25 protein-coding genes are annotated in these 25,526 nt (G+C 55.0%); 14 read left to right on the forward strand and 11 right to left on the reverse strand.

Annotated features, from left to right (window positions below; all coding sequences use genetic code 11):
• Positions 1 to 56 precede the first annotated feature (56 nt).
• The 8 genes from EVJ29_RS03720 to EVJ29_RS03755 all read left to right on the forward strand — a co-directional run bounded on the left by EVJ29_RS03720 (position 57) and on the right by EVJ29_RS03755 (position 7,486).
• On the forward strand, positions 57 to 746 hold the full coding sequence (locus tag EVJ29_RS03720; protein ID WP_131504725.1) for a hypothetical protein: 690 nt from the start codon (positions 57 to 59) through the stop codon (positions 744 to 746).
• Positions 747 to 803: 57 nt separating this feature from the next.
• Positions 804 to 3,065: an AAA family ATPase gene (locus EVJ29_RS03725; RefSeq protein WP_131504726.1), complete on the forward strand. Its 2,262-nt coding sequence runs from the start codon at positions 804 to 806 to the stop codon at positions 3,063 to 3,065.
• Positions 3,066 to 3,095: 30 nt separating this feature from the next.
• Entirely contained in the window at positions 3,096 to 3,515 is a 420-nt protein-coding gene (locus tag EVJ29_RS03730) for an acyl-CoA thioesterase (RefSeq protein ID WP_071397620.1), read from the forward strand.
• 76 nt (positions 3,516 to 3,591) lie between these two features.
• Positions 3,592 to 4,476, forward strand: coding sequence for a M15 family metallopeptidase (locus tag EVJ29_RS03735; RefSeq protein ID WP_236633377.1), 885 nt, complete (start codon positions 3,592 to 3,594; stop codon positions 4,474 to 4,476).
• An 11-nt stretch (positions 4,477 to 4,487) separates the two neighbouring features.
• The gene (gene plsY, locus EVJ29_RS03740; RefSeq protein WP_370251742.1) at positions 4,488 to 5,102 is read left to right on the forward strand and encodes a glycerol-3-phosphate 1-O-acyltransferase PlsY; all 615 of its coding nucleotides are present in this window, start codon (positions 4,488 to 4,490) and stop codon (positions 5,100 to 5,102) included.
• A gap of 225 nt (positions 5,103 to 5,327) precedes the next feature.
• A complete protein-coding gene (locus EVJ29_RS03745; RefSeq protein ID WP_131439717.1) occupies positions 5,328 to 6,098 on the forward strand; it encodes a DeoR/GlpR family DNA-binding transcription regulator in 771 nt (256 codons plus the stop codon).
• An 18-nt stretch (positions 6,099 to 6,116) separates the two neighbouring features.
• Positions 6,117 to 6,779: a copper homeostasis protein CutC gene (locus EVJ29_RS03750; RefSeq protein ID WP_131463621.1), complete on the forward strand. Its 663-nt coding sequence runs from the start codon at positions 6,117 to 6,119 to the stop codon at positions 6,777 to 6,779.
• A gap of 59 nt (positions 6,780 to 6,838) precedes the next feature.
• Complete coding sequence (locus tag EVJ29_RS03755; protein ID WP_070327163.1) at positions 6,839 to 7,486, forward strand: DUF975 family protein; 648 nt, start codon at positions 6,839 to 6,841, stop codon at positions 7,484 to 7,486.
• A gap of 22 nt (positions 7,487 to 7,508) precedes the next feature.
• Here the strand turns inward: EVJ29_RS03755 and EVJ29_RS03760 are convergent, their stop codons facing one another.
• From EVJ29_RS03760 to EVJ29_RS03770, 3 genes are read right to left on the reverse strand one after another with little or no spacing between them, the layout of a single operon-like run.
• Positions 7,509 to 7,730, reverse strand: a complete 222-nt coding sequence (locus EVJ29_RS03760; RefSeq protein WP_370454204.1) for a hypothetical protein — start codon at positions 7,728 to 7,730, stop codon at positions 7,509 to 7,511.
• 57 nt (positions 7,731 to 7,787) lie between these two features.
• Positions 7,788 to 8,660 carry an NAD(P)-dependent oxidoreductase gene (locus EVJ29_RS03765; protein WP_131463617.1) on the reverse strand — a complete coding sequence of 291 codons (873 nt, stop codon included), beginning with the start codon at positions 8,658 to 8,660 and terminating at the stop codon, positions 7,788 to 7,790.
• On the reverse strand, positions 8,657 to 10,390 hold the full coding sequence (locus tag EVJ29_RS03770; RefSeq protein WP_131463615.1) for an ABC transporter ATP-binding protein: 1,734 nt from the start codon (positions 10,388 to 10,390) through the stop codon (positions 8,657 to 8,659). The genes EVJ29_RS03765 and EVJ29_RS03770 overlap by 4 nt, the downstream gene beginning before the upstream one ends.
• A 105-nt stretch (positions 10,391 to 10,495) precedes the next feature.
• On the opposite strand from EVJ29_RS03770, the gene EVJ29_RS03775 reads away from it, so the two are divergent.
• From EVJ29_RS03775 to EVJ29_RS03795, 5 genes are all read left to right on the forward strand, one after another.
• Positions 10,496 to 11,602 (forward strand): exonuclease SbcCD subunit D, encoded by a 1,107-nt coding sequence (locus tag EVJ29_RS03775; protein WP_131463613.1) that lies wholly within the window; start codon positions 10,496 to 10,498, stop codon positions 11,600 to 11,602.
• On the forward strand, positions 11,599 to 14,610 hold the full coding sequence (locus EVJ29_RS03780) for an SbcC/MukB-like Walker B domain-containing protein (protein ID WP_131504727.1): 3,012 nt from the start codon (positions 11,599 to 11,601) through the stop codon (positions 14,608 to 14,610). The genes EVJ29_RS03775 and EVJ29_RS03780 overlap by 4 nt, the downstream gene beginning before the upstream one ends.
• Positions 14,611 to 14,615: 5 nt before the next feature.
• Complete coding sequence (locus EVJ29_RS03785; protein WP_201738342.1) at positions 14,616 to 15,398, forward strand: aminoglycoside N(3)-acetyltransferase; 783 nt, start codon at positions 14,616 to 14,618, stop codon at positions 15,396 to 15,398.
• A gap of 41 nt (positions 15,399 to 15,439) precedes the next feature.
• Positions 15,440 to 16,327, forward strand: coding sequence for an alpha/beta hydrolase (locus EVJ29_RS03790; RefSeq protein ID WP_131463607.1), 888 nt, complete (start codon positions 15,440 to 15,442; stop codon positions 16,325 to 16,327).
• 68 nt (positions 16,328 to 16,395) lie between these two features.
• Positions 16,396 to 17,247: a sulfite exporter TauE/SafE family protein gene (locus EVJ29_RS03795; protein ID WP_131463605.1), complete on the forward strand. Its 852-nt coding sequence runs from the start codon at positions 16,396 to 16,398 to the stop codon at positions 17,245 to 17,247.
• A gap of 29 nt (positions 17,248 to 17,276) precedes the next feature.
• On the opposite strand, the gene EVJ29_RS03800 is transcribed toward EVJ29_RS03795, so the two are convergent.
• From EVJ29_RS03800 to EVJ29_RS03830, 7 genes are all read right to left on the reverse strand, one after another.
• On the reverse strand, positions 17,277 to 17,471 hold the full coding sequence (locus EVJ29_RS03800; RefSeq protein ID WP_016510851.1) for a hypothetical protein: 195 nt from the start codon (positions 17,469 to 17,471) through the stop codon (positions 17,277 to 17,279).
• 64 nt (positions 17,472 to 17,535) lie between these two features.
• The gene (locus EVJ29_RS03805; protein ID WP_016510846.1) at positions 17,536 to 18,066 is read right to left on the reverse strand and encodes a biotin transporter BioY; all 531 of its coding nucleotides are present in this window, start codon (positions 18,064 to 18,066) and stop codon (positions 17,536 to 17,538) included.
• 110 nt (positions 18,067 to 18,176) lie between these two features.
• Positions 18,177 to 19,562, reverse strand: a complete 1,386-nt coding sequence (gene argH / locus EVJ29_RS03810; protein WP_070327174.1) for an argininosuccinate lyase — start codon at positions 19,560 to 19,562, stop codon at positions 18,177 to 18,179.
• Positions 19,555 to 20,766 (reverse strand): argininosuccinate synthase, encoded by a 1,212-nt coding sequence (locus EVJ29_RS03815; protein ID WP_070327175.1) that lies wholly within the window; start codon positions 20,764 to 20,766, stop codon positions 19,555 to 19,557. The genes argH and EVJ29_RS03815 overlap by 8 nt, the downstream gene beginning before the upstream one ends.
• Positions 20,767 to 20,894: 128 nt before the next feature.
• Positions 20,895 to 22,031 (reverse strand): CapA family protein, encoded by a 1,137-nt coding sequence (locus EVJ29_RS03820; RefSeq protein WP_236633384.1) that lies wholly within the window; start codon positions 22,029 to 22,031, stop codon positions 20,895 to 20,897.
• 138 nt (positions 22,032 to 22,169) lie between these two features.
• Positions 22,170 to 23,657 (reverse strand): sodium/proline symporter PutP, encoded by a 1,488-nt coding sequence (gene putP / locus EVJ29_RS03825; protein WP_131463601.1) that lies wholly within the window; start codon positions 23,655 to 23,657, stop codon positions 22,170 to 22,172.
• 127 nt (positions 23,658 to 23,784) lie between these two features.
• Positions 23,785 to 24,342 (reverse strand): DNA-3-methyladenine glycosylase I, encoded by a 558-nt coding sequence (locus tag EVJ29_RS03830; protein ID WP_131489699.1) that lies wholly within the window; start codon positions 24,340 to 24,342, stop codon positions 23,785 to 23,787.
• 104 nt (positions 24,343 to 24,446) lie between these two features.
• Here EVJ29_RS03830 and EVJ29_RS03835 point away from each other — a divergent pair, with 104 nt between their 5' ends.
• Positions 24,447 to 25,076 (forward strand): DedA family protein, encoded by a 630-nt coding sequence (locus EVJ29_RS03835; RefSeq protein ID WP_131463598.1) that lies wholly within the window; start codon positions 24,447 to 24,449, stop codon positions 25,074 to 25,076.
• 36 nt (positions 25,077 to 25,112) lie between these two features.
• On the opposite strand, the gene EVJ29_RS03840 is transcribed toward EVJ29_RS03835, so the two are convergent.
• The gene (locus EVJ29_RS03840) at positions 25,113 to 25,523 is read right to left on the reverse strand and encodes an arsenate reductase ArsC (protein ID WP_131489700.1); all 411 of its coding nucleotides are present in this window, start codon (positions 25,521 to 25,523) and stop codon (positions 25,113 to 25,115) included.
• Positions 25,524 to 25,526 lie beyond the last annotated feature (3 nt).

The following is a 25,526-nucleotide window of genomic DNA, read 5'->3' on the forward strand; positions in this document are numbered from 1 at the left end:
GCATGGCACCCTCGCTAGTGTAGGATAGTAAGTGAAGAATATTGGGAGGGCATGTTATGAAACGAGAAGTGAAAAAGCGGCTCAGTTGGATCATTTTTGCCGGCATCCTCATCGTCGGGGCTCTGCTCGCTTATAATTTTTATTTGGTCACCAACTTGAATGATGATGATGACAATGGTCGTGAGAATCGGACCGAACCGTTCTACACGTCCGTCGAAATCGGCTATGAAGAGAAGAAGTTGCCAGAAAACGGGGAGACGCTCGAAGTTCGCAACTACCTCGTCACGTACGATGAGAACGGACATTTCGTATCCGAGGTCGTATCGGGACCGAACGCCGGTGCCCGGGCCGCATGGGATGGCACGATGTACCGTGAGTTCAATCCGGAAGGCGACGAAACGAACAGTCAAGAGACGAGTTCGGGTGCAGTCGCTCCCCATCCGTTCTTGTCGCGGGCGACGAACGAACAGATTCGCAAGTGGCTTGATGACGGGACGTTAGGCACGGGTGAAGGTGACGTCAATATCATCGGTCGGACAGCTCAGGCGTTCGTCAAAACGGAATCCGCCGAGGCGGTGCCTGCGGAGTGGGTCGAGAAATACCCATCGATCTTCGACGAAGACGAAAATGAGGAAGCGGTGACGTATTACGTCGATGTGAACGAACGGATCCTGCTCGCTGCTGAGTCACGCAACAACGGGAACTTGTTCCACTCAATTCGCATGACTTCTTTTGAAGCACTATAACCCGACGAGGAGCAGACTGAGACGTCGGCTCCTTTGTCGTCTGAAAGGGAGAACTTTATGAAACAAATCCATTTGGAACAAGTTCAGAATGACTTGGAACGGTGGGAACAAGGCGACAAGGTCGATGAAGCGGCGCTCTTGTCCTATGCCCACTGGTCGCGTGCGACAGAGCATAACGACGAGTTGATCCGGACGTTGACACTGCTTTCGACGAGACGGTTGCAGCACAACCGAACGATCGATCCGCTCCTCAATCGCTGGGTGAAGGAACTCGAGTCGCTCGGCGCTTTACCGGCCGAACTGAGGGTCAGCCAACTGAATGAGAAGTTGCGCCGTTTCAGACAATCGCTCCATGTCGACTGGCCGACTCTTCGCGAAGCCGACTACGCCTCGATGAAAGTCCAAATTTTGACTGAGTACGAAGCGAAGACGTCCGAACTGCTCGATCAGCTCGATCGGTTACACGACGAAATCGAACGGGCCAAGTCAGATCTGCGGGACTCCGAGTTCAAAGATCAATTGGAGCGTTTGTTCGAGGTCGTCATCGAAGCGATGCAAGAAGTCGCGTCACTCGAAGATGACACCGCGTCACTGCTCGCGTCGATGCAAGGCAACTACTTCAGCCGGGAGGCGTTCCGTCGTTTCGGTGAGCGGGTCGGTCTCGTCAAACAACGGATCGATGCGATTTGCGAGCTGTTGCCGGAACGCCCACGGGAGGTCCGTTCGAGTGCGATCGAGTCGCTCGAGTCGATGATCGGTCTAACGGAAGTGAAGCAGCGGGTAAAAGCGTGGTATCGGTTCTTGTTGTTCCAAAAAGAACGGGACAAGGCCGGTTTCTCGTCGAAACATCAACCATCGCTCCATCTCGTCTTCACAGGGAACCCCGGTACCGGCAAAACGACGCTCGCCCGGCTCATGGCCGAGATCTATTTCGAGCTCGGTCTTCTCGGACGGCCTGATGTTATCGAGGCAGACCGTTCGAGCCTTGTCGGTGCTTTCGTCGGCCAGACGGAAGAACAAGTCATGAATAAAGTCAAGGAAGCCGAAGGGGGCGTCTTGTTCATCGATGAGGCATACGCGCTCAAACGGCAAGATGCGAGCGGGAGCGATTATGGACAATCGGCAATCGACACACTCGTCGCCGCTATGACGAGCGGGGAATATGCCGGAAAGTTCGTCGTCATCCTGGCCGGTTATCCGGAAGAGATGCGCCACTTCTTACTCGCGAATCCAGGACTCAGGTCGCGGTTCCCTGAATCGAACCATTACGAGCTGCCGAACTACAGCGACGAAGAGCTCGTCGCGATCGGTGAGAAAGTGGCCGAGGAGAACAACTATGTGCTGACGACCGATGCCAAGCGCGCCCTCATCGCCCGGATTGACCGGGAACGAGTCGATGCGACGTTCGGGAACGCCCGGACCGTCCATAACATCTTGCTCGATGCGATGTTCAAAAAAGGATCTCGTTTCGGTGCCGACGCCCCGCTCGATGAGATGGCTTTGTTGACAGAGCTCGACTTTGAAGAGGCAACGAGCGAAGATGGCACGGCTCCGACGCTTGATGACATGATCGGGATGGAAGAAGCGAAACGACAGCTTCAGGAGATCGAGGCGTTGATCACGATTCAAAGACGGCGGCGCGAGCTCGGGCTGAAGACGGCTCCGGTCCAACTTCACGCCGCGCTTGTCGGCAACAGCGGTACCGGCAAGACGACGTTTGCGCACGTGTACGCTCAGTTGTTGAAGAAGACTGGCTACTTGAAACGGGGACATTTGAAAGTCGTCAGCCGTGCCGACCTCGTCAGCGGCTACGTCGGACAGACGGCTCAAAAGACGAAAGCAGCCATCCGCGACGCGCTCGGCGGGGTATTGCTGATCGATGAGGCGTACAGTTTGAACGGCGGTCCGAACGACTACGGACGCGAAGCGATCGATACGCTCGTCGACGAGATGCCGAAGCACGGGGAGAACCTCGTCGTCATTTTGGCGGGCTATGAGGCGCCGATGCGCCGGTTGATCGATTCGAACCCAGGACTGAGCAGTAGGATCAAACGAACGATTCAGTTCGACGACTATTCACTCGCCCAACTTTCCCAAATCGCGAACAGCTATGCCGAGAAGTTCGGTTATGCGTTCGGGGACGGTGTCGAAGCCGCACTGGCCGAACGACTGAAGCATGCAGATAAACCGAACGCACGGACAGCGCTGTCGCTCGTCGATGAGGCGATCGCCCGGCAATCGTACCGGCTCATCGCCGAGAACGCCGAAGATAGCGAGTTAAATCAGATTTTAGTAGTAGATATTAATAGTAAGTTATAATATACTGTATACTGAAAAGAGGGCGATTTGATGCATACGATTCAGATTCCTGTACGATACCAAGAGACGGACATGATGGGGATCGTCTATCATGCGAATTATTTAGTCTACCTTGAGATCGCGAGAACCGAGTTGTTACGACAACTCGGAGTGGAATATAAAGACATGGAACAGGCCGGATTCGTGTCGCCGGTGACGAACGTGACGGTCGACTATAAGAAGAGCGTCACGTTCGGAGACACGGTCAACGTGCGCGTCTGGGTCGACAGTTATTCGAAGATCCGTACCGTCTACGGATATGAGTTGACCGACCAAAACAACGATTTGGTCGGGACCGCGAAGACGACGCATGTCGTCGTGAAGCGCGGCGATTTCAAGCCGATCCGGCTCGATCGGGAATTCCCGGCATGGCACAATATGTATTTGAAAGTCTTGAGCCCGGTTCAATAACAGTCGTTCCTTTGTACCGTCAGTGTGGTATCATATCTTGACGGTATTTTTTTGTATGAAGAAAGGGGAAGATCGCATGCGAAAACCATCTATGTTGATGGTGTGCTGCGCCTTGACGCTCACGTTAGTGGGATGTACGACAAGCGAACAAGCTGATCCGAACGAACCGATAGAGCAACCGACCGTGTCTGACACGGAGAAGCCGGCGGAAACGCCGACTGATAACGAGACGGCACCGGCAGAGCCAGCTCCGGAAGCAGAAGAGCCGGCCGAAACGGATAAGGACGAACAACCGGCGACCGAACCAGAGCCGCCGGTCGAGGAAGAACCAGTGGCCGAACCAGACGACCCGAGTCAACCGATCGAATTGAACGGGCAAGCAAACCTTGAGTTGGACGCACTTGTCCTCGTCAATAAACAGATTGCCTTGCCGAGTGATTATCAACCGGCCGATTTGGTGCCGGCGAACATCGATTTCGTGGATTCGGCGACCGGTGAGCGTAGAATGTTGCGTAAAGAAGCGGCCCGTGCCATCGAGTCACTCATGAAGGACGCGAAAGCGACCGGGATTGACTTGAAAGGGACGAGCGCGTTCCGGACGTATGCGTATCAAGTGCAGTTGTTCAACGCCTACGTCGCGCGTGACGGCAAGGAGCAGGCCATGAAGTACTCGGCGCCTCCGGGACACTCTGAGCATCAGACAGGGCTCGCGATCGACGTCTCGAGCGCATCGGTCGGTTATCAACTGACGCAAGAGCTTGAACAGACGACAGAGGGCAAGTGGCTTGCCGACAATGCACACAAGTACGGGTTTATCGTCCGTTACCAACGTGCTTACGAAGCGGAAACCGGTTATATGTATGAACCGTGGCACTTACGATATATCGGGGTAGACCATGCGACGAACGTTCATAAAGCGAACGTTCCGTTCGAGCGCTACCTCGAGCAATTAATGGACTAAGGGGAATTGCGATGCCTTACATGACAGAAGTGATGATCATCATCGTCAGCTATTTGCTCGGCTCGATCCCATTTGCGCTCATCGTCGGAAAGCTCGGTTATCGAGTCGATGTGCGGGAGCATGGGAGCGGGAACTTAGGGACGACAAACACGTTCCGCGTGCTCGGAAAAAAAGCGGGGACGCTCGTATTGTTAGGAGATATGGGAAAAGGGTTGGTCGCGGCGCTGTTGCCGCTCCTGTTCGGGAGCGACATGAGTCTCTTGCTCGCAGGGATTCCAGCCATCATCGGCCACTCGTACCCGATCTTCGCCAAGTTCAAAGGCGGAAAATCGGTCGCGACGAGCGCCGGGATCTTACTCGCGGCGTTCCCATGGTTCTTCTTCGTCGTCGTCGGGACGTTTATCGTGGCGCTCCTCATCTCGAAGATGGTGTCGCTCTCGTCGATGGCGGCGTCAGCCGTCGGACTCGTGACGGTCGTGACGTATAGCGTCATCACGAAAGATTGGTTGCCGCTCATCGTCATCGTGCCGCTCGCCTTGTTCATCATCATCAAGCACCGTACGAACTGGCAACGGATCCGCGCGGGCACCGAACCGAAAGTGCCGCTGTTCCAAAAGAAAAAATAAAGATGTTGCCGAACGGGACCTGTCTATCAGGTTCTGTTCGGTTTTTGTCGTTTGCGACGAAACGATTTCGAACGACCGACCAATTGTTGTGGATTTCCGTGGATTTTTGCTAAAAAGAATGAAAAAAGTGTTGGATTTGCCCGTTCTTTACTTTCAGTTTACGTTAAATTTACATCCGTTCGCTAAAATGAGAGAGGAAGTGATTTTTGCGGAGGAGGCAGGCTTGTGTCGTTAATTGGAGAAGAACGTAAACAAAAGATTGTCGAGTGGATCGAGCGGGAAGGTAAAGTGAAGACGAGTGAACTGATCGAACGGTTGAACGTCTCGGGGGAGTCGATTCGCCGCTACTTAGAAGAGCTTGAGAAAGAACATCGCATCAAACGGGTATACGGGGGAGCCGTCTTGCATCAAAGCGTCTCGTTCCAGCCGATGACGATTTCGAACATGGACGGGATTCGTCGCATCGCCTATACGGCGTTTCAACTTGTCGAAGACGACATGCTGCTCTACATCGGGCATGGTGTCGCCCCCGAGCAAGTCGCGTCAAGGCTCCGTGGGCGAAACTTGACGGTCGTCACGCCTTCACTCATGGTCGCGAAAGCGCTATTCGAGCAGCGGGCCAAAGGTGTGTTCACGGGCGATATTCAATTGCTCGGAGGTACGATTGACCCGAAACATCTCGTTACCGTCGGCGAACAAGTGCTTCAACAACTGAAAGCGTACGTGTTCGATATGGCGATCTTGTCTGTCGAAGGGGTCGACGCGACGCTCGGGCTGACGTGTGACGCCCATGGGCTGTCGACTGTGACGCAAGCCGTCATGACGCAGAGCCGCATGTGTTATCTGCTCGCCGACCACACCCAGTTCAATCAACAGAAACGATATCGTGTCTCCGACTTCTCGACGGTGACGACGATTATCTCAGATTTTCCAGAACCGACCGATTGGAAGCGGACGTTGGCCGAACACGAGGTCGAATGGCGTTTCGCTCCATAACTAAAGGAGGAGTCATTTATGATCGAAGTCATCGTCACGACGTTAAACGAAGCGAAAGCAGCGGCACGATACGGGGCGAATCGGCTCGAACTGATTGCCGATATGCGTGCCGGTGGGACGACCCCGAGCTTCGGGACGATCCGTAACGTATTGGAGAACGTCACGATCCCTGTCCACGTCATGATCCGGCCGCATACCGACTCGTTCGTCTACAGCGAAGATGATAGTGAGACGATTTTGGCGGATGTCGGGCTATGCCGTGAGCTCGAGGCCGACGGGATCGTCTTCGGCGCATTGACGGAAGACGGACGAATCGATGAACGGCTGCTCGGCGAGGTCATCAAGCATAAAGGTAACATGGCGCTCACGTTCCACCGGGCGATCGACGAGGCGGCTGATCTCATTCAAGCGCTGGACGTGTTGAACGGATTTCCGGAAGTTGATCAAATTTTGACGTCCGGGGGAGCGGTGACGGCCGTTGAAGGGATCGAACGTCTCGAAGCGATGCGGGACACGGCGACGATGACGATACTGCCTGGAGCCGGGATCACGGCGGACAACGTCGCTCAACTCGTCGCCCGACTCGATGTTCCTTTCGTCCATGTCGGCAACGGCGTTCGGACGGACGGGAGACTCGACGAGGCGAAATTTCAAAACCTGCTCGAGCAAATGACACGCTAAAAACAGTCGGATGACTGTTTTTTTGCTATAATGAAAAAAACGATAATGAAGGTGACGTCATGCAATCAGCAGTCTATAAACAATTTGCGCTCCGGATGTTGTCCGGAAACTGGGGGATCTCACTCCTTGCCGTGCTCTCGACGATGCTCGTTCAAGCGATGATCACGACGCAACTCGATTTGTCATCGACGGACCCGTCCGTCATGCTCGTCTCGATCGGTCTCTTGTACGGTGCGACCGTCTTGCTCGCCCCGCTCGAAATGGGACGAAACTGGATTTTCCTCGACATCGCCAAAGCGGAAAAACCAAGGTTCGGTCTTTTGCTCGAGTCGTTCGGGTCCGTTAAAGACTACGTCCGTGCCGTCACGTATTACGCCGTGTTCTATCTTGGACTGAACGTGCTCATGCTCTTTTTGATCGTCCCGGGCGTTTGGTTTTACTTGACGTATCGAATGGTCCCGTTCATCCTGCGCGATCAGCCCGAACTGACGGCGTTCACGGCGATGCGTGAGAGCCGACGCCTCATGCGCGGGAAAAAACAGATCATGCTCAGGCTGTATGCAAGCTTTATCGGTTGGTACGTGCTTGTCCTCATGACAGGCGGGATCGCCTATATCTTCGTCCAGCCGTATCTTCATACGGCGCTCGGCGGGCTCTACCTTGAAATCAAAGCAGAAAGACAAGCAAACGAAACCACGGCCGGCTGAATCTCAGCCGACCGTGGTTTTTTTATGATCCGTGCCGATCCGTCTTCTGTGGATCGGGCGCATCCTTAAAGTCTTGTCTCTCTTCATTCGTCGCATGTTCATGCCACTTTTTAGCCTGTTCTGTCGCGATCGGTATCGCTTTTTGATCGGAATACCCTTGAGCTATGAGGGCATTGGCGATATCGATCGCTTTCTTTTTGACGAGCGGGTCGAAGTTTTTCAGTGACTCTGGATAATCTTTCATATTCCAAGGCATCATGATCACTCCCTTCTGTACTACTAATTCCACAACAACGTCGATTCAAACGTCCTGGTGCATGTAGTATTCGATGAGCGCCTGCGTCCCGTTCTCACCATATCCGTTCTCTTCTAAAATCGAATAGAGTCGGTATGCGAGCTCGAGGCTCGGCAGTTTGACACCTAACTCTTGCGCGCTCTCGAGGGCGAGCGCCATGTCCTTGATGAAGTGTTTGATGAAGAAGCCTGGGGAATAATCTGCGACGATCATGCGAGGTACCAGGTTTTCGAGCGTCCAACTGCCGGCCGCGCCGCCACGGATCGTCTGGCGCAATTGATCGGGGTCGAGCCCGGCACGCTTCGTGAAGGCGAGCAGTTCGGCGTTGCCCATCATGATGCCGGCGATCGCGATCTGGTTGGCGAGTTTGGCGTACTGGCCGCTCCCGGCGTATCCCATCCGTTCGATCGCTTGCCCCATCGCTTCAAACAGCGGCATTGCTTTCGTGAACGCGAATTCGCCACCGCCGACGAGAATCGATAGCGTCCCGTCCTTGGCGCCGACATCGCCGCCCGTGACCGGGGCGTCGAGCGGGAGTAGGCTGCGGTCGATCGCGGCCTCAGCGATTCGTTCGGCGAGCTTCGGTGACGACGTCGTCATGTCGATGACGAGTGTGCCGGGTTCGGCGGAGTCGAGAATCATCCCTTTACCGAAATAGATGCTTTCGACGTCTGACGGATAGCCGACGATCGTGATGACCGCATCGGCGTTTTGACACGCCGCTTCGATGGAGTCACACCACGTCACACCTTCCGCGAGCAGGTCGGCGGCCTTGTCTTTCGTCCGCGTGTACGCTTGGACGGTATAGCCTGCCTTCATTAAGTTTCTGACCATCGATTGACCCATGACGCCGAGTCCGATAAATCCGATTGTCTTCATGGTTGATTTCCTCCTAGTAGTTGCTGTTTAACGAGCCGTTCATATAATTCGTTGTCTTGAAGCAGCGTCTTGTGCGTACCGAGTCCGCTGATTCCTCCGTTCTCGAGGACGATAATTTGATCGGCGTGTTGGACGGTCGAGAGGCGGTGGGCGATGACGAGCGTCGTCCGTCCTCGCATGAGCCGGTCGAGCGCCTCTTGGACGACACGCTCGGACTCTGAATCAAGGCTCGACGTCGCTTCATCGAGCAACAAGATTTGGGGGTCGCGGAGCAGCGCCCGGGCGATGGCGAGCCGTTGCCGTTGGCCACCCGATAAACGGACACCGCGTTCACCGATCTCGGTCTCGAGCCCGTTCGGCATCACCTCGATGAACGACCAAGCGTTCGCCATCTCACAGGCGTTTTTAATCTCGGTCTCGGTCGCGTCACGCTTCAGGCCGTACAAGATGTTCTGGCGGACCGTTCCCGAGAGGACGGGCGAGTCTTGGGCGACGTAGCCGATGACTTGCCGCCAATTGTCGCGACCGTACGAATCGATGTCGCGGTCGCCATAAAGGATGCGCCCCGACGATGGAACGTAAAACTGTTCGACGAGCGCGAACAGCGTCGTCTTGCCGGCGCCGCTCCGTCCGACGATCGCGGTCGTCGCCCCGAACGGCACGGTCATCGAGATGGCGTCGATGACTGGTTGCTCATCATAGCGGAACGTGACGTCCTCGAACGTCAGTGTCGACTGTTGGATGTGTTCCGTGGCAGCGGCGTAACGTTCCGGTTCGACCGCGAGCAGTTCAGAGATGCGCTCGGTCGCGCCGCGAGCCTTTTGCAGGCGCGTGATAAATTCTGTCATCGTGATGAGCGGGGTGATGATTTGGAACAAGTAGAGCATGAAAGCGAGCAGCGCCCCGGTCGATAACGCCCCGGTCGAGACACGGTACGCCCCGAAACCGAGGATGGCGATCAGCATCGCCGTCAGTGTGACGTTCAAGAGCGGGATCAAGATCGCTTGGATCCGTCCTTCTTTCACACCGTAATCGAACAAGCGTTCAATCCGCCGGCTCCCTTCGGCGACTTCCTCACGTTCGGTCGCCTGTGATTTGACGAGCCGGATCTCACCGAGCAGCTCGGCGAAAAATCCAGACAACCCGCCAAGTTCGTGTTGCGTCTTCTTGGCGATCGTTCGAAGTTTGCGGCCGAGCGGGATGACGATCACGAGCGTCGTCGGGACTGAGAACAAGATGACGAGCGTCATCTGCCAGTCGAGCGTGAACAAGATACCGACGGCCCCGATGACCGACACGAACGAAGTGAGCAGGCGGACGCTCTGTTCCGACAACAGCTGTTGCAGCGTCGTCGTATCGTTGTTCAGGCGTGAGACGAGGTCCCCCGATTTGACACCGTCATAGAACGGGATCGGCAACGCGACGAGGTGCTCCCATAACGTCGTCCGGAGATTGGCGACGACGCGTTGTCCGACGATATGTAGCCAATAGATGGAAATGGCGCTCGAGACGACTTGGACGAGAAAAGCGACGACAAAAATGGCGACGAGCCGGGCGTCGAGCACGGCCTCGCTCCAATTGTCGACGACACGTTGCAAAATGAGCGGGATGGCGAGGGCCGCCATCGCTTGGACTAAAGAAATCAATACGGCACCGATAAACAATTGTTTCGGCGGTTTGGCGACTCGGAACAAGCGAAGGAAAGCTTGCCAAGTAGTTGTGGACTCCATCGAACGTCCCCCTTTCCTATTAACTGTCGCTGTTTCGAAAACAAGTGTCAAGACGTCGAACCGTTACGGTGAAAAATGCTAGAATAGAAATAGAGGTGAGGACGAATGAAATGGATACATACGGCCGATTGGCATTTAGGAAAAATCGTCCACGGCCGCCACATGACAGAAGATCAACGCATCATTTTATTTGAATCGTTTCTACAGATTGTCGACGAGGAACAACCGGACGCGATCATCGTCGCCGGGGACTTGTATGACCGGTCCGTTCCCCCGGTTGAAGCAGTCGATTTGCTCGATGAGATGTGGAAAGCGCTCGTGCTCGAGCGGAACATCCCCGTGCTCGCAATCGCCGGCAACCACGATTCGGCCGAACGGCTCCAATATAGTTCGAAACTGTTGACGAAAGTCGGGCTCCATATCGTCGGGAAGTATGAGCCGGGTGCGGGACCGATCATCGTCGCGGGCATCCCGTTTTACTTGATGCCGTTTTTAGAACCGGCCCGGATCCGCTACACGCTGCAAGACGAGACGATCCGGACCCATCACGACGCGCTCACGGCCGTCGTCGAATCGTTCGGTTCCATCGATGCCCGAGCGGTCGGGATCGGCCACAGCTTCGTCGCCGGCGGTCTCGAGACCGACTCTGAGCGGCAACTGTCGGTCGGCACGGCCGGACAAGTCGCCAAAGGACTATACGAACCGTTCGGTTATACGGCGCTCGGCCATCTCCATAACCGCGACGCGCTCCGCAATGATAAGATCGCCTATAGCGGTTCGCTCATGAAATATTCATTCTCTGAGGCGAACCACGTGAAATCGGTCGACGTCATCGAATGGGACGGAGGATGGACGCGCCGCCGTCGTCCGCTTCAAGCAAGACGCGACTTGCGCATCTTGACGGGCACGTTGAATGAACTACTCGATCCGGTGTTCTATCAAGACGAGAAAACGGATGATTACTTGAAAATCGTCTTGACCGACGAGTCTGCGTTATTCGACCCGATGGCGAAACTGCGGACCGTCTATCCGAACATTTTGCATCTCGAGCTTGAACTGTTGCGCCGCCAAGACGAGACGTCCCGCTTCGAGCGTGAGACGCTCGAACGGCAGTCAATCGAGGACGTCTATATGGAGTTTTTTAAAGCTGTCCATGGCCGAGACGCCGATGAGACGGTACGACGATTCGTGGAAGGAGATGGACCGATATGAGACCTGAACGATTGACGATCACCGCATTCGGTCCTTATGCCGAGACGGAACAGATCGACTTCACACAGCTTGAAGGGCGCTCGATGTTCGTCATCAGTGGACGAACCGGCGCCGGCAAGACGACGATTTTTGACGCGATGACGTTCGCCTTGTATGGACGGGCGAGCGGTGCCCTCCGGAACGCCAGCGATTTTAGAAGCCAATACGCCGAACCGGAACGAAAGACGGAGATCGATTTCTCATTCACGATTCGTGAGGAGCGGTACCGGATCGTCCGCCAGCCCCAACAACCGCACCCGAAAAATAAGACACCGATCCCGCATGAGGCCGTCCTCTATGAATGGGCGGACAGCTGGAAACCGCTAGCGACGAAAGTCGGGGATGTCGAGCAGCAGATCGAATCGTTGCTGCAACTTGATTATGAGCAGTTCAGCCAAATCCTGCTGCTCCCGCAAAACCAGTTCCGCCAACTACTCGACTCGGACTCGATGAAGAAACAACAGATCCTCCAGTCGATCTTTAAGACCGAGGCGTATCGAGCGTTTCAAGAGAATTGGGTCGAGCGGTATGGCAAGTACCGGAAACAAGTCGAGTGGGCGACCGAGACGACACGCTTGAAGCTGCTCGAACTTGAAGACGATGACATCGAAACCGTCGCCGGGCGTAACTTGCCGGAGATTCAGGACTGGCTCGAGGCCAGAGAAGAGCGTCTGCTGACGGCGACCGAGTCGTTACGAGGCGAACGGGACGTACAATCGAAACGGGTCGATGCGATACGGAGCGAACTCGAACAGGCGAACGCGCTCGTCCGTTTGTTCGTCGAACGTGACGAGCAGGCACGCGCCCTTGAACGCTACAAATCGGGTGAAGCTGACCGGGTGGAGCGCCGCCGATTGATTGAACGGTTGGAGGCATCAAGCCGTGTCCGACCGTTATACGATCGCTACTTGGCGAATCGACAAGATATTGAACGGCTAAATCATGACATCGACGGTGTTCAAACACGGTCGACACAATACGCGAGCAAACTAGACGAGCTCCACGCCAAGACGGAGCGCATCGCGACTTCGAAGCAAGAAGTCGAGACGATCACCGCCCGTCTGAAAGCCATCGATGACATGCTTCCGTTCGTGGACGAATGGCAGACCGCCGTGACAGAGCGAGACGAGTTGAAACGCTTGACCGACCAACTCGCCGTCTTCAAGGACGATTCTCGTTTAACCGAACTGAGACGGCAGGAAGAGGCGTTGTCAGCAGAGCTCGCACAGGAAACGACACCGAACCGTCTCGTCGAAGCTGAACGGAAGTATGACCGGCTCACGGCACACGCGCAACTCGAGGCAAGATTTCAAGCTGTAACGGAGCGGCTCGCATCGTGCGAGCGCAACGGCAAGGAAGCACAACGGCGTCACAAGGCCCAGTCGGATATCGTCGAGCAGTTCATGCATGAAGAGCAGGCGTTATGGGCACAGAAGCTCAGTGCGACGCTCGTCGACGGTGAGCCTTGTCCCGTATGTGGATCGCGGACCCATGGGACGGTCGCGTCGCACGAGGTGACGAGTGACCAAGGCGAGCTCGTCGCCGCGACAGAGACGCTGAAACAATATGAGGCGGCCTTGCACGAGGCGAGAGCGGACTACCGGGCGTTGAAGCAACAGGCCGAAGAAGTCCGAGACGAACTCGAATCGTCACGACAGGCACTCGACTTGCCCGGGTCGGTTCAAGAGGCGACCGCTCTGCAAGAGCGACTCATCCGTTCGCTTCGAGATGAAGAGCGGGCGCGTGCTCAAGCGGAACGCACGTACCGCACGGTCATGACAGAACTAAAACGATTAGAGAAAGAGAAACGCGAACTGACGGAGCGACGGCAGCAATTGCTCGAGCGGTTGCAAGCCGTCCAAGAACGGCTGCAAGCGATGCGGCAACCGGACGCGGCCTCGCTGCAACACCTGCAAGCCGAACGTGACGCGCAATCGACGCGGCTCGAACGACTGCAGCAAGTTATCGCGCAGTATGAACGCGAACTCGAAGACGTGACACGCTTGAAGTGGACCGAAGCAGAACGTTTGCGGCTTCTGAACGAACGGCTCGACCTCGAGCAGAAACGTTTTGACCAGACCGAGACCGAGCTCGAGGAGTCGCTAGCGAAAAACGAATTGAGCCGTGACGTCTTTTTGACACACGTCGAACAGATCGACACGTTGTCGTCGCTGCAAGAACAACTCGCGGAAGAACAGGCAGACGGGATCCGCCTCGAACATGGCTTCAACGCATTGACCGACAAGATCGGTGATGCGGTCAAACCGGATCTCGTTCTGTTAAACGACCGATTGACGACAGCGCAGGCAAGTCTCGACGCATTGGCGGAACAACTCGTCAATGCGGACAGCCAATTGAAGCGCCATCGCCATGTCATTTCGGAATGGGACCGGCTTCGAGACCAGACCGCAGACGAGCAACGTAATCTCGAGACGGTCAAACTGATCGCCGACACGGGTCGTGGTTTGAACCCACAGAAACTGACGTTCGAGACGTATGTGCAGACGGCGTTCTTCGATCAGATTTTACATGCGGCCAACATTCATCTTGATCTGATGACGAGTGGGCAGTTCCAACTCGAGCGAAAAGTCGAGACGGCGAAAGGGAACGCAAAATCTGGACTCGAATTATTGGTCTTTGACGCCTATACGGGACAATCCCGGCGCGTCCAAAACTTGTCGGGTGGAGAAGGGTTCAAAGCCTCGCTCGCCCTCGCGCTCGGGTTGGCCGAGGTCGTCCAGCAACTGAGCGGTGGTGTCAGTCTCGAGACGATGCTCATCGACGAAGGATTCGGGACGCTCGACGCCGAATCGCTCGACCAGGCGATCGAACTGTTGATGTCGCTGCAGTCGAGCGGACGTCTCGTCGGTGTCATCAGCCACGTCCAAGAGTTGAAAGACCGCGTCGATGCGCGGATCGAAGTGAAAAAATCAAGAAGCGGGTCGACGATCCAGCTCGTTGTGGAGTGAAACCGATGAAACATATGGAAACAAGATCAAGTTTGGTCGCCCGGTTGCGCGAGAGCGGCATCAAGTCGGGGGAATCATTATTCGTGCACAGCTCGTTATCCAAGCTCGGGTGGGTTTGCGGCGGACCGGAGGCGGTGATCGAAGCGTTACAAGACGTCGTCGGGCCGACCGGGCTCATCATGATGGCGACTCAAAGTGGGGACAACTCCGACCCGGCCGAATGGGAGGCGCCGCCCGTCCCAAGCGAGTGGTGGGACGAAATCCGAGCCGAGATGCCTGCTTTTGATCAACGGAAAACGGCGACTCGCGGCATGGGCCGCGTCCCCGAGCTGTTCCGGACGTATCCGGACGTACACCGGAGCGAGCATCCGATGTGGTCGGTCGCGGCCTGGGGTCGTGACGCCGAGCAACTGGTCGCGAATCACACGACCGATATCGGATTCGGACCAGGGTCACCGATCGAAAAAATGATTGAACGAGACGCTCGTATCCTCCATCTCGGGTCGCCGCTCGATGCGACGACGTTATGGCATTATGCCGAATATGGGATCGACGGACCGGTGAAGCAGTTCGGTTGCGCCTTATACGAGAATGGCGAGCGGGTGTGGAAGACGTTCGAACATACGGACGTCAACAGCGACCCGTTCGGTGCCATCGGGGAGAACATCGTCAAGCGGGCGGACGTCAAGACGTTCGTGATCCATGAAGCAACGTGTTACTTGATCCCGGCGTCGACATGGGAGCCGGTGCAACACGCCTTGATCGCGTTACGGAGCTGGCTCCGATGAAACGATCGGGCAATATTTTGAAGATGAAGGAGAGTCGGGCGATGAGTCGATGGGGAAAATATATAGGAATTGCGGTAAGTGTCGTGGTGATCGTCGCCATGTTGGCCGTCGTCGGCATCTCGGCCCATATCGGCGACCAATTGACGTCACCGGTGCGGGAGACGCTGACGTTCACGCCAAAGGCGCTCGGCATCAAATATGAGAACGTGACGATCCAGGCAGAGGACGACAGCGACCTGTACGGCTGGTGGATCCCTCATCCGACGCCACGGGCGACGATCGTCTTCGCCCATGGTTATGGAAAAAACCGCGAGCAGTCCGACTTGCCGCTGAAAGAACTCATCCCTGAGTTCCATGAGCAAGGCTACCAGTTTTTGACGTTTGATTTTCGTGGCTCGGGCATCTCGGAAGGCGATCGCGTGACGGTCGGGGCGAAAGAACAGACGGACCTGATGGCGGCCATCGATTTTGCGAATGAGCGGACGGATGGACCGATCGTCTTATACGGCGTATCGATGGGAGCGGCGACGGCACTCGCGACAGCCGATGAGATGGATGTCGCGGCCGTCATCGCCGACAGTCCGTTTAGCGATCTTCGCGGTTATCTCGAGACGAATCTGCCGATATGGAGCGATTTGCCGAACTTCCCGTTCACACCGGTCATCATGACCGTGACGCCGTGGTTCACTGGCCTTGACGCGGATATCGTGAAGCCGATTGACGATGTCGCTCAAATTGAGGCCCCGATCCTGCTCATTCACGGGAAAGGCGACGACGCCATCCCAGTGTCTGAAAGTGAGCAGTTGGTGGAGAAAAATGACGGGATCGAGCTCTGGGTGACCGACAATGACGGACACGTGGCGTCACACGAATCATTCCAGACGGAGTACCGTCAAAAACTGTTCGACTTTTTAGAGCGGTCGTTATGAGTGGGGGCGCATCTTGCGCTCCTTTTTGATATGATTGCTAACGAGAATGAATGAAAGAAGGGTTCTATATGGATGTCACTGCGTTACTATCATTTTTACTGCTCGGAACGCTCATCGGGATTTTGAGCGGATTCTTCGGCATCGGGGGCGGTATCTTACTCACGCCGCTCTTACTCGTCTTCGGATATGAGGCGAGTGCGGCCATCGCGCTCAGCTTGATGCTGACGCTCGGGTCGACGACGGCCGGGACGATTTCACATCTCAAACTGAAAAACGTCAATCCAAAACACGCCCTCTTGATCGGGGCGTTCGGGGTCGTCGGGACGTGGGTGGCGACGCCGCTCGTCTTTTACTTAGAGACGCTCGACGGTGCGAAGCCCGTTATCTCGCTCGCCTACATCGCGCTACTCACATACTTCGCCGTCTCGTTTTTCCGTTCGAAGCAACATGAGGAGGGAAGTATCGGATCGGAATCGGTGCCACGACTCGGTTTTATCGGTCTGTTCGGCGGATTCATCTCGTCACTCATGGGCGTCAGCGGCGGGTTCGTATTGACCCCGCTCCAAGTCAAACTGCTCAACACCGAGATGAAACGGGCTGTCGGGACGAGTATCGCCGCGGCGTTCCTCATCGTCGTCTCGGGCGTGATCAATTACGCGGTCGCCGGTGCTGATACGAACTATTGGCACGGTTTGGCGCTTATTGCCGGTGCGATGATCGGTTCGCCGATCGGGGCGAAGCAGTTACAACGGTTCAGTTCGCAGCTCGTCAAGAAAGCGCTCGGCGGATTTTACGTCGCCGTCGCCATCAGCGTCACCCTTAACTTGCTCGGCTTCAATGACATCTCGCTCGGACTGCTCGTCGTCCTGGCGCTTTCGTTCATCGTCGCACTGTTCATCCGGCCGCGACGAAAGAAATGACAACAAAACCCCGTCCGTGGACGGGGTTTTTAGCGTCTAGAAATATGATCAATGTTTTCTTGGATTTCGCCGACTTTGCTCTTCGCTTCACGGAGTCGTCGTTCGAACGCCTCTGTGTCGCGTTTCTCATCACGCGATTCATCTTTGCCGCGCTTTGGTCCTTTTGTGGAGCGATGGAGATGGGTCGCTTTCATCAAGCGTTTTTTAAACGTTGAATCGCTCATAAGGACACCCCCCTTCCATACTATATAAGTTCCACATAAGGAAGAAGGCGAAACGTTTGAACACTCACGAAGCAAGTAAACGTCGGACTTGCGAATTTGCCGAGACTTTGACGGCGATGGCTGCGGCGAGCACCGCTTTAATGACGTCGCCGAAGATGAACGGGATGTTCACTTTAAGCGCATCGATAAACGATAGACCGAATACGGCTTGGAGGCCAAGGCTGCCGACGAGATAGACGAAACCGAGACCAATCAACAAGTTGTAGGCAACGAGGGCGGGGAAAGAGCGATATCGCTCCGACAACCACCCGATCAAGTAAGCAGCAATTGGGAACGCGATCAAATAACCGACCGTCGGGCCGACGAACGGAGCCAAGCCGCCGGAACCGCTGAGCACCGGGAGACCGATCATTCCGAGAAGTAGATAGACGACGACGGCGAGTCCGCCTTTTTTGGCACCGAGAATGGCGCCGATCGTCATGATGCCGAGCATTTGTAGCGTGATCGGGACGGGTCCGATCGGGATGGCGACAGAACCGATACTAGCTAGCAATGCGGCACCGATGGCCACTTGTGTCAAATCATGAATTTTCATATGTAAACCTCATTTCTGTTAACGTTGACTACATATAGGTTAACATCTAGTGATTTACGTTGGCAAGCATAAAATGAGCACCTGGTCATGATTGGCCAGGTGCTTTCGTGTCAACTCGTTGGTTGATGAAGTTTGGTGGCCGCTTCCGTAAGTTGCGTCCGTACCGCATCGAAGCCGGTCCCGCCGTAGCTATTCCGGCGTTTGACGGCCGTGACCGGTGAGAGTGCCTCGTAGACGTCAGTCCCGATCAAAGTGGAGTGAGTTTGATACGTCTCTAAAGGAAGCTCTGACAAGTAGAGGCGCTGCTCGATACAGTAGCGGACGAGCGTACCCGTCACTTCGTGGGCCTCGCGGAACGGCAGTCCTTTCGCGGTCAAGTAATCGGCGAGCTCGGTCGCGTTCGAAAAATCGCGCTCGGTCGCTTGTTTCATCGTGTCAGCGTGGAACGTCATGTCTTGAATCATGCCGGTCATGATGCTCAAACTACCTTGAAGTGTCTTGACCGTGTCGAACATACCTTCCTTATCTTCTTGCAAGTCCTTGTTGTAAGCGAGCGGTAGACCTTTCATGATCGTGAGTAGACCCATCAGGTTACCGATGACACGACCCGATTTGCCGCGGACGAGCTCGGCCATGTCGGGGTTTTTCTTTTGCGGCATCATGCTCGAACCGGTCGAGAACACGTCTGAGATCGTGATGAATTTAAATTCTTCGCTGCTCCACAAAATAAGTTCCTCGCAAAACCGTGACAAGTGCATCATCAGGAGTGATGCGTTTGATAAATATTCTAAGATGAAGTCACGGTCGCTGACCGCGTCGAGGCTATTCGGATAGACCCGACTGAAACCGAGCAGCTCGGCCGACCGATGACGGTCGATCGGGAACGTCGTCCCGGCGAGCGCACCGGCACCGAGCGGACTCATATCGATCCGTTTCAAACTGTCACTGAAGCGTTCCTTGTCACGGTCGAGCATCCAAAAATATGCGAGCAAATGGTGGGCGAGCGAAACCGGTTGTGCCCGTTGCAAGTGCGTGTAGCCTGGCATGATTGTCTCGACGTTGTTTGCCGCATGGTTATAGAGCGCCGTCTGTAGTGCTTCAATGCCTTCGATCGTCTCACCGACGCGACGCTTCAAATACAGGTGCATGTCGGTCGCAACTTGGTCGTTTCGACTGCGTGCCGTATGCATCTTCCCGGCGACCGGACCGATTTCCTCGCGAAGTAACGACTCGAGGTTCATGTGGATGTCTTCATGGAACACGCTGAACGACAGCTCGCCGGCTTGTGCTTTCTCAGCGAGGGTGTTCAGACCGCCGATGATCTGTTCGGACTCGTCAGCGGTTAAAATGTGCTGGTCCCCGAGCATCGTCACATGGGCGATGCTCCCTTCGATATCTTCTAGCACGAGCTGGGCGTCGAAATGGATCGAGGCACCGAACTCGTCGACCCATTCGCTCGCTGTCTGCTCGAACCGTCCCCCCCATAGTTTACTCATGGGGCATCAATCCTTTCTCGGCTAACACTTCGGCCTGGACTTTTGTCGGTAGGCCCCAAAGTTTGATGAAGCCGACGGCAGCCTGTTGGTCGAACGTATCGGCTGACGTGTACGTGGCAAGTTGTTCATCATAGAGCGAGATCGGCGACTTCCGTCCGTCGACGATGGCTTGACCTTTGAACAGTTTCATCCGCACCGTTCCGGTCACCGTCTGTTGTGTCTCATCGATGAAGGCGAGGAGTGCTTTCGTGAGCGGTGAATACCACAGGCCATTATAGATCGTCTCGGTCAATTTTTGTTCGACGATCGGCTTGAAATGGGCGACTTCACGAACGAGCGTCAACGCCTCGAGCGCGTGGTGTGCCGTGATCAACGTCATCGCCCCAGGTGCCTCATACACTTCACGCGACTTGATACCGACGACCCGGTTCTCGATATGATCGATCTTGCCGATCCCGTGGGCGCCGGCGGCGATGTTTAATTGTTCAAGGATCGACGTGAACGTCGCTGGTTTCCCATCGAGGGCGACCGGGACGCCTTGTTTGAATTCAATCTCGACGTACGTTGGTTCATGCGGCGTATCCTCGAGCGGCGCCGTCAATTCATAGGCGCTTGCTGGCGGAGCGGCCCACGGGTCTTCGAGGATGCCACACTCGACGGCACGACCCCAAATATTTTGGTCGATCGAGAACGGTTCTGCTTGCACGATCGGAATCGGGATATCGTGTTTGGCGGCGTAGGCGATTTCTTCCTCCCGCGACCATTTCCATTCCCGGACCGGTGCGATGATTTCGAGCGACGGGTCGAGCGCGTGGATCGATACTTCGAACCGGACTTGATCGTTGCCTTTGCCGGTACAGCCGTGAGCGACAGCGACGGCTCCTTCGGCTTGTGCGACCTCGACTAGCTTTTTCGAGATGAGCGGCCGTGATAAGGCGGAGACGAGCGGATAGACACCTTCGTACATCGTGTGAGCCTGCATCGAGTAACGAGCGAAGTCATTGACGAACTCATCAACGGCATCGATGACGACTGATTTGACGGCGCCGACCTTGAGCGCTTTCTGTTGGATATGCTCCAAATTTTTGCCTTCCCCGACGTTCAAACAACAAGCGATGACGTCATACCCTTGTTCGTTCAACCATTTGATGGCGACCGAAGTATCCAATCCACCTGAATAAGCTAATACGAGTTTTTGTTTCATTTCGTTGCACCCCTTATACATAATTATTCATCTGTTTTTATAAATATACAACTTACATTAAAGGATGCTGGGGTGGAAAGCAATGGTTTTCCTAAAAAAAAAAAGAACCACTTATGAAAAGTGGTTCGTCACTGAATGATCTCGAGTTCTGGCATCCATTGTTTCATATGCTCGCTCGTCTCGTTGAATAGCTCAGGTTTGGCGGACTGGAGAGGGACGACCTCGAAATGGCCCGCGCTCGATTGCCGTGTGAACGTCGGATAGAACATCGGGTTCGTGAGCTCAAACGTCGATTCGCCGTCGATGGTTGTCTTGACGATGTCGATACCGACGATGCCGCCCGTATTCCGCTCATCGCCTTGCTGGCCAGACAAGAAGTTTCCGAGTGAGTAGGCGACGAACGTTCGATTGCCTGCAGCGCCGTCGACCCAGGCCGTCGGCTGCAGGACGTGCGGATGATGGCCGATGATGATATCGACACCAAGATCGGACAGTTGTTGGACGAGTGTTTCTTGCGTTTCGTTCGGGAGCGGCTCGTACTCATTCCCGAAGTGGAGTGCCACGACGGTCAGCTCGGCGGTTTGTTCGGCCGCCTCGATATCTCGTTTCATCGCTTCGACGTCAATGTAATTGACGTGATACGGCTGCTTCGGTACGACACCGTTCGTCCCATACGTGTAGGCGAGGAACGCAAACGAGATGTCGTTCGCGGTCAGCGTCCGGACGTTGGCTTTATCTGCTTCGGATAAGAACGAACCGGTATACGGCATATCGATCGAGTTCCAGTAGGCGATTGAATTCTCAATCGCTTTCACGCCGCGGTCGAGCGTGTGATTGTTCGCTGTCGTCACGAGGTCGATGCCTGCTTCTTGCAACGCATCACCGATCTCGTAGGGGCTATTGAAGGCAGGGTAACTCGACAATCCGATGTCACTGCCGCCGATCATGCTCTCTTGGTTGGCAACGGTAATGTCGGCTTCGGCCAAAGCGGGCGCAACTTTTTCAAACGCGGGGGTGAAGTCATAGCCGTCACCGTTCTTGGCGGCGTTGTAGACGGAGTCGTGCAATAAAATATCGCCGATCGCGTAAATGGACGTCGTCGTCACGACCGGTTCCGGTTCTTCGGGCACGGTATCAACCGGTTGTTCCGTCTCGACCGGCGGATTCTCAGTTTGCTCGGGTTGCGTAGTTTCGACATCGGCTGAGGTGCAGCCGAACAGGAAAAGGAGGGACAAAAGCAGGGCAGGTTGTTTTAGCAAGATCACTCGTTTCAAGTGAGTGGTCACTTCCTTTCGTTTGAAATCGAACGTGTATATAGAGGAGTTCGGCAAAAGCGCTAAATCTCCTTTTGTCACGACAGACAAAAAAGTACCGGGGTAGTGGATCCCGGTACTTTGTGCGGTTCAGATGCCTTCTTTTTTCAATATGTGCTCCATCTGTTCAAACTCGTTCGTGATTGTCGTGCTTGGTGGCGGTGTCATCAAACTGACGACATAGATGGCAAGCGCCGACAAGAAGAACGCTGGAATCATCTCATACAGTTCACCGACGGTCCCGAACCAGTCGCTGGCGAAGTTCTTCCAGACGATGACGATAAATGCACCCGTCAACATGCCCGCGAGTGCGCCTTGGCGCGTCGTCCGCTTCCAAAACAAGCTGAACAAGATGAGCGGGCCGAACGAGGAACCAAAACCGGCCCAAGCGTAGCCGACGAGGTTCAAGATCGTATCATCAGCACCGAAGGCGAGCCAAATCGAGATGACCGAGACGAGAATGACGGTGATCCGGCCGACCATGACGAGTTCACGGTCACCTGCCTGTTTGCGGAAAAACTTCTGATAGAAATCGGTCGTCGCCGCACTAGACGAGACGAGCAACTGCGACGAGATGGTCGACATGATGGCGGCAAGCAGTGCAGCGAGTAACACGCCCGTGATCAAGTCGATGAATAATAGGTCTGATAGATTGATGAAAATATTTTCTGGATTGTCGATCTCAAGTCCTTGCTGCGTGTAGTAGGCGAGACCGATCAATCCGGTCGCCATCGCCCCGACGACGGTGAAGAGCATCCACGAGATGCCGATCCGGCGGGCGGTCTTAATATCTTGTAATTTTTCGATGGCCATAAAGCGGACGATGATATGTGGTTGTCCGAAGTAACCGAGCCCCCAGGCGAATAGAGACACGATCCCGATGAACGATTGGCCCGTCCACGGATCGAGCAGCGCCGAATCGATATCACCGATCGTTTGGAGCGCGTTCGAGACGCCATCAGTCGCCGTGATCGCGATCGCCGGAACGAAAATGAGCGCGAACAACATGATCAGTCCTTGGACGAAGTCCGTCCAACTGACAGCGAGGAACCCGCCGATGAACGTATACAGGATGATGATCGACGCTAAAATCAAGACGCCCGTCACAAATTCGATGCCGAAGACGGCGTTGAACAACCGGCCGCCGGCCACGAATCCGCTCGTCGCGTACAGTGTGAAGAAAATCAAGGTGACGGCGGCTGAGAACGTCCGCAGCGTGCCCCGAGAATCTTTGAACCGCTTTTCGAAGAAGTCTGGAATCGTGATCGCATCTTCTGACAAATACGAATACGTGCGTAAACGCGGGGCGACGAGGAGCCAGTTCAAGTAGGCGCCGATCGTCAACCCGATGACGATCCACCCACTCGAGAGACCGGTCGCGAACATGGCGCCCGGCAAGCCCATCAGTAGCCAACCGCTCATGTCAGATGCCCCGGCCGACAAGGCGGCTACGCCTGGACCGAGCCCTCTTCCTCCGAGCATATAGTCGCCGATGCTCTCTGTACGGCGATAGGCGACGACGCCAAGTACGACCATGAGCACCATGTAAATCGTGATGGAAACTAAAATCCCATTCATGTAACAGCCCCCTCATTCAGTTGTGAAAACGTTTTCAAAATCTATATCTTATACCTTGACAAGATTTTGTCACAAAATTGAATCGGCTGCACGTTTATTTTTCATCATTGACTAAAATAACAAAAAATCATTTGGCGGGGCAGTCGATCAGATGGTCGTTGACGAGACCGGTCGCTTGCAGATGGGCGTAAACGGTCGTCGGACCGAGAAATTTAAAGCCGCGTCGTTTCAAGTCTGTGCTCAAGCGATGCGATAGCTCCGTCGTCACCGGAACCTCTTCGACCGACGTCCAGTCGTTGTTGATGACCCTTCCGTCGACGAACGACCAGATGTACGCATCGAATGTACCGAACTCGTGCTGGATCTCGAGAAACCGTTTGGCGTTGTTGATCGACGCTTCAATCTTGCGGCGATTACGGACGATGCCATCGTTTGACAGCAGCCGTTCGATGTCGACATCGGTATAGTCGGCGACGCGCGTGACATCAAAATCGGCATACGCGCGCCGATAATTCTCACGCTTCCGTAAGATGGTGATCCAGCTGAGCCCTGCCTGCGCGCTCTCGAGCGTCAAACATTCGAAATGTTTCTTGTCATCGTGGACCGGCTTGCCCCATTCCTCGTCATGATACCGAACGTAGTCCGGGTCTGTGCCGCACCAAGGGCAGCGTGACGTCTCTTCCATGTTGCTTTCATCTCCTTTTCGTTGTCGATTCATTTTAGCACGTCGGAACGATTGCCGACGTTCATGGACGGGTATAATACGTCATATTGGAGGTTGATGGATTTATGCGAGATTGGATGATCAGTATCATTGAACAGTACGGTTATTTCGGCATCGCGTTCATGATCTTTATCGAGAACGTGTTCCCGCCGATCCCGTCAGAAGTCGTCTTGCTGTTCGGTGGGTTCTTTGCGGTCAAAACAAACTTGATTGTCTGGGTCGTCGTCTTGGCGGCGACAGCGGGTGCCATTTTAGGAGCGGTCTTGTTGTATGGCATCGGATTATATTTAGACGTCGAACAGATTGAGCGGTGGACGAAACGACACGGGAAGTGGATTCGACTCGATATCGATGACGTCCGAAAAGCGGACGCGTGGTTTGACCGCTATGGCGGCTGGATGGTCTTTTTTGGTCGGCTCATGCCGGTCGTTCGGAGTTTGATCTCGCTGCCGGCCGGTATGTCGAACATGCCGTTCCTTAAATTTTTGCTGTTGAGCACAGCCGGAACGGTGATCTGGAATTCGATTCTGATTTATATTGGAATTCGGGTCGGGGAGAACTGGGAATCGATCTTAGGCTATCTCGACGTGTATTCATACGTGATGTACGCGCTTCTCGTCATCGCGATCATCGCTTTCGTCTTGTGGCGGAAGCGGCGGAAACGGAAACAGTCGAACAAAGCGTCGTCGGTTTGATGGCGACTAAAAAACGGGTCCTCCTAAGAGGGCCCGTTATTTTTGGAGTTCAGGATGGTCGTTCAAAATCTGTTCGCGCAACTGCTTCATCTTCGTGATGATTTGCGAACGCGTCTCCCGAAACGCTTCGAGCGGCTGACCGGAAGGGTCGTCGAGCCCCCAGTCGTCCCGATATGTCGTCGGTACGTACGGACACTCGACCCCGCAACCCATCGTAATCAAATAGTCGAGCCGGTCCGGAATCTCGTCAAGCCGTTTCGGGTGTTGACCCGACGGATCAAGACCGATCTCCCGGACGGCCTCGAGCGCGAGCGGCTTTACTTCCGGATAATCTTCCGTGCCGGCTGAGTGGACGCGGGCGATATCTCCGAGCACATCGCGTCCGATCGCCTCTGCCATTTGAGAGCGGCATGAGTTATGAATACATACGAAGGCAACTTCAACCATGAG

It is taken from the genome of Exiguobacterium sp. SH4S7, from assembly GCF_004336795.1.
GTDB lineage: Bacteria > Bacillota > Bacilli > Exiguobacteriales > Exiguobacteriaceae > Exiguobacterium > Exiguobacterium aurantiacum_A.

Coding starts and splice junctions, on each gene's coding strand:
- EVJ29_RS03720 (WP_131504725.1), top strand. CDS start 57: ATGAAACGAGAAGTGAAAAAGCGGCTCAGTTGGATCATTTTTGCCGGC.
- EVJ29_RS03725 (WP_131504726.1), top strand. CDS start 804: ATGAAACAAATCCATTTGGAACAAGTTCAGAATGACTTGGAACGGTGG.
- EVJ29_RS03730 (WP_071397620.1), top strand. CDS start 3,096: ATGCATACGATTCAGATTCCTGTACGATACCAAGAGACGGACATGATG.
- EVJ29_RS03735 (WP_236633377.1), top strand. CDS start 3,592: ATGCGAAAACCATCTATGTTGATGGTGTGCTGCGCCTTGACGCTCACG.
- plsY (WP_370251742.1), top strand. CDS start 4,488: ATGCCTTACATGACAGAAGTGATGATCATCATCGTCAGCTATTTGCTC.
- EVJ29_RS03750 (WP_131463621.1), top strand. CDS start 6,117: ATGATCGAAGTCATCGTCACGACGTTAAACGAAGCGAAAGCAGCGGCA.
- EVJ29_RS03755 (WP_070327163.1), top strand. CDS start 6,839: ATGCAATCAGCAGTCTATAAACAATTTGCGCTCCGGATGTTGTCCGGA.
- EVJ29_RS03760 (WP_370454204.1), bottom strand. CDS start 7,730: ATGAAAGATTATCCAGAGTCACTGAAAAACTTCGACCCGCTCGTCAAA.
- EVJ29_RS03765 (WP_131463617.1), bottom strand. CDS start 8,660: ATGAAGACAATCGGATTTATCGGACTCGGCGTCATGGGTCAATCGATG.
- EVJ29_RS03770 (WP_131463615.1), bottom strand. CDS start 10,390: ATGGAGTCCACAACTACTTGGCAAGCTTTCCTTCGCTTGTTCCGAGTC.
- EVJ29_RS03775 (WP_131463613.1), top strand. CDS start 10,496: ATGAAATGGATACATACGGCCGATTGGCATTTAGGAAAAATCGTCCAC.
- EVJ29_RS03780 (WP_131504727.1), top strand. CDS start 11,599: ATGAGACCTGAACGATTGACGATCACCGCATTCGGTCCTTATGCCGAG.
- EVJ29_RS03785 (WP_201738342.1), top strand. CDS start 14,616: ATGAAACATATGGAAACAAGATCAAGTTTGGTCGCCCGGTTGCGCGAG.
- EVJ29_RS03790 (WP_131463607.1), top strand. CDS start 15,440: ATGAGTCGATGGGGAAAATATATAGGAATTGCGGTAAGTGTCGTGGTG.
- EVJ29_RS03795 (WP_131463605.1), top strand. CDS start 16,396: ATGGATGTCACTGCGTTACTATCATTTTTACTGCTCGGAACGCTCATC.
- EVJ29_RS03800 (WP_016510851.1), bottom strand. CDS start 17,471: ATGAGCGATTCAACGTTTAAAAAACGCTTGATGAAAGCGACCCATCTC.
- EVJ29_RS03805 (WP_016510846.1), bottom strand. CDS start 18,066: ATGAAAATTCATGATTTGACACAAGTGGCCATCGGTGCCGCATTGCTA.
- argH (WP_070327174.1), bottom strand. CDS start 19,562: ATGAGTAAACTATGGGGGGGACGGTTCGAGCAGACAGCGAGCGAATGG.
- EVJ29_RS03815 (WP_070327175.1), bottom strand. CDS start 20,766: ATGAAACAAAAACTCGTATTAGCTTATTCAGGTGGATTGGATACTTCG.
- putP (WP_131463601.1), bottom strand. CDS start 23,657: ATGAATGGGATTTTAGTTTCCATCACGATTTACATGGTGCTCATGGTC.
- EVJ29_RS03830 (WP_131489699.1), bottom strand. CDS start 24,342: ATGGAAGAGACGTCACGCTGCCCTTGGTGCGGCACAGACCCGGACTAC.
- EVJ29_RS03835 (WP_131463598.1), top strand. CDS start 24,447: ATGCGAGATTGGATGATCAGTATCATTGAACAGTACGGTTATTTCGGC.
- EVJ29_RS03840 (WP_131489700.1), bottom strand. CDS start 25,523: ATGGTTGAAGTTGCCTTCGTATGTATTCATAACTCATGCCGCTCTCAA.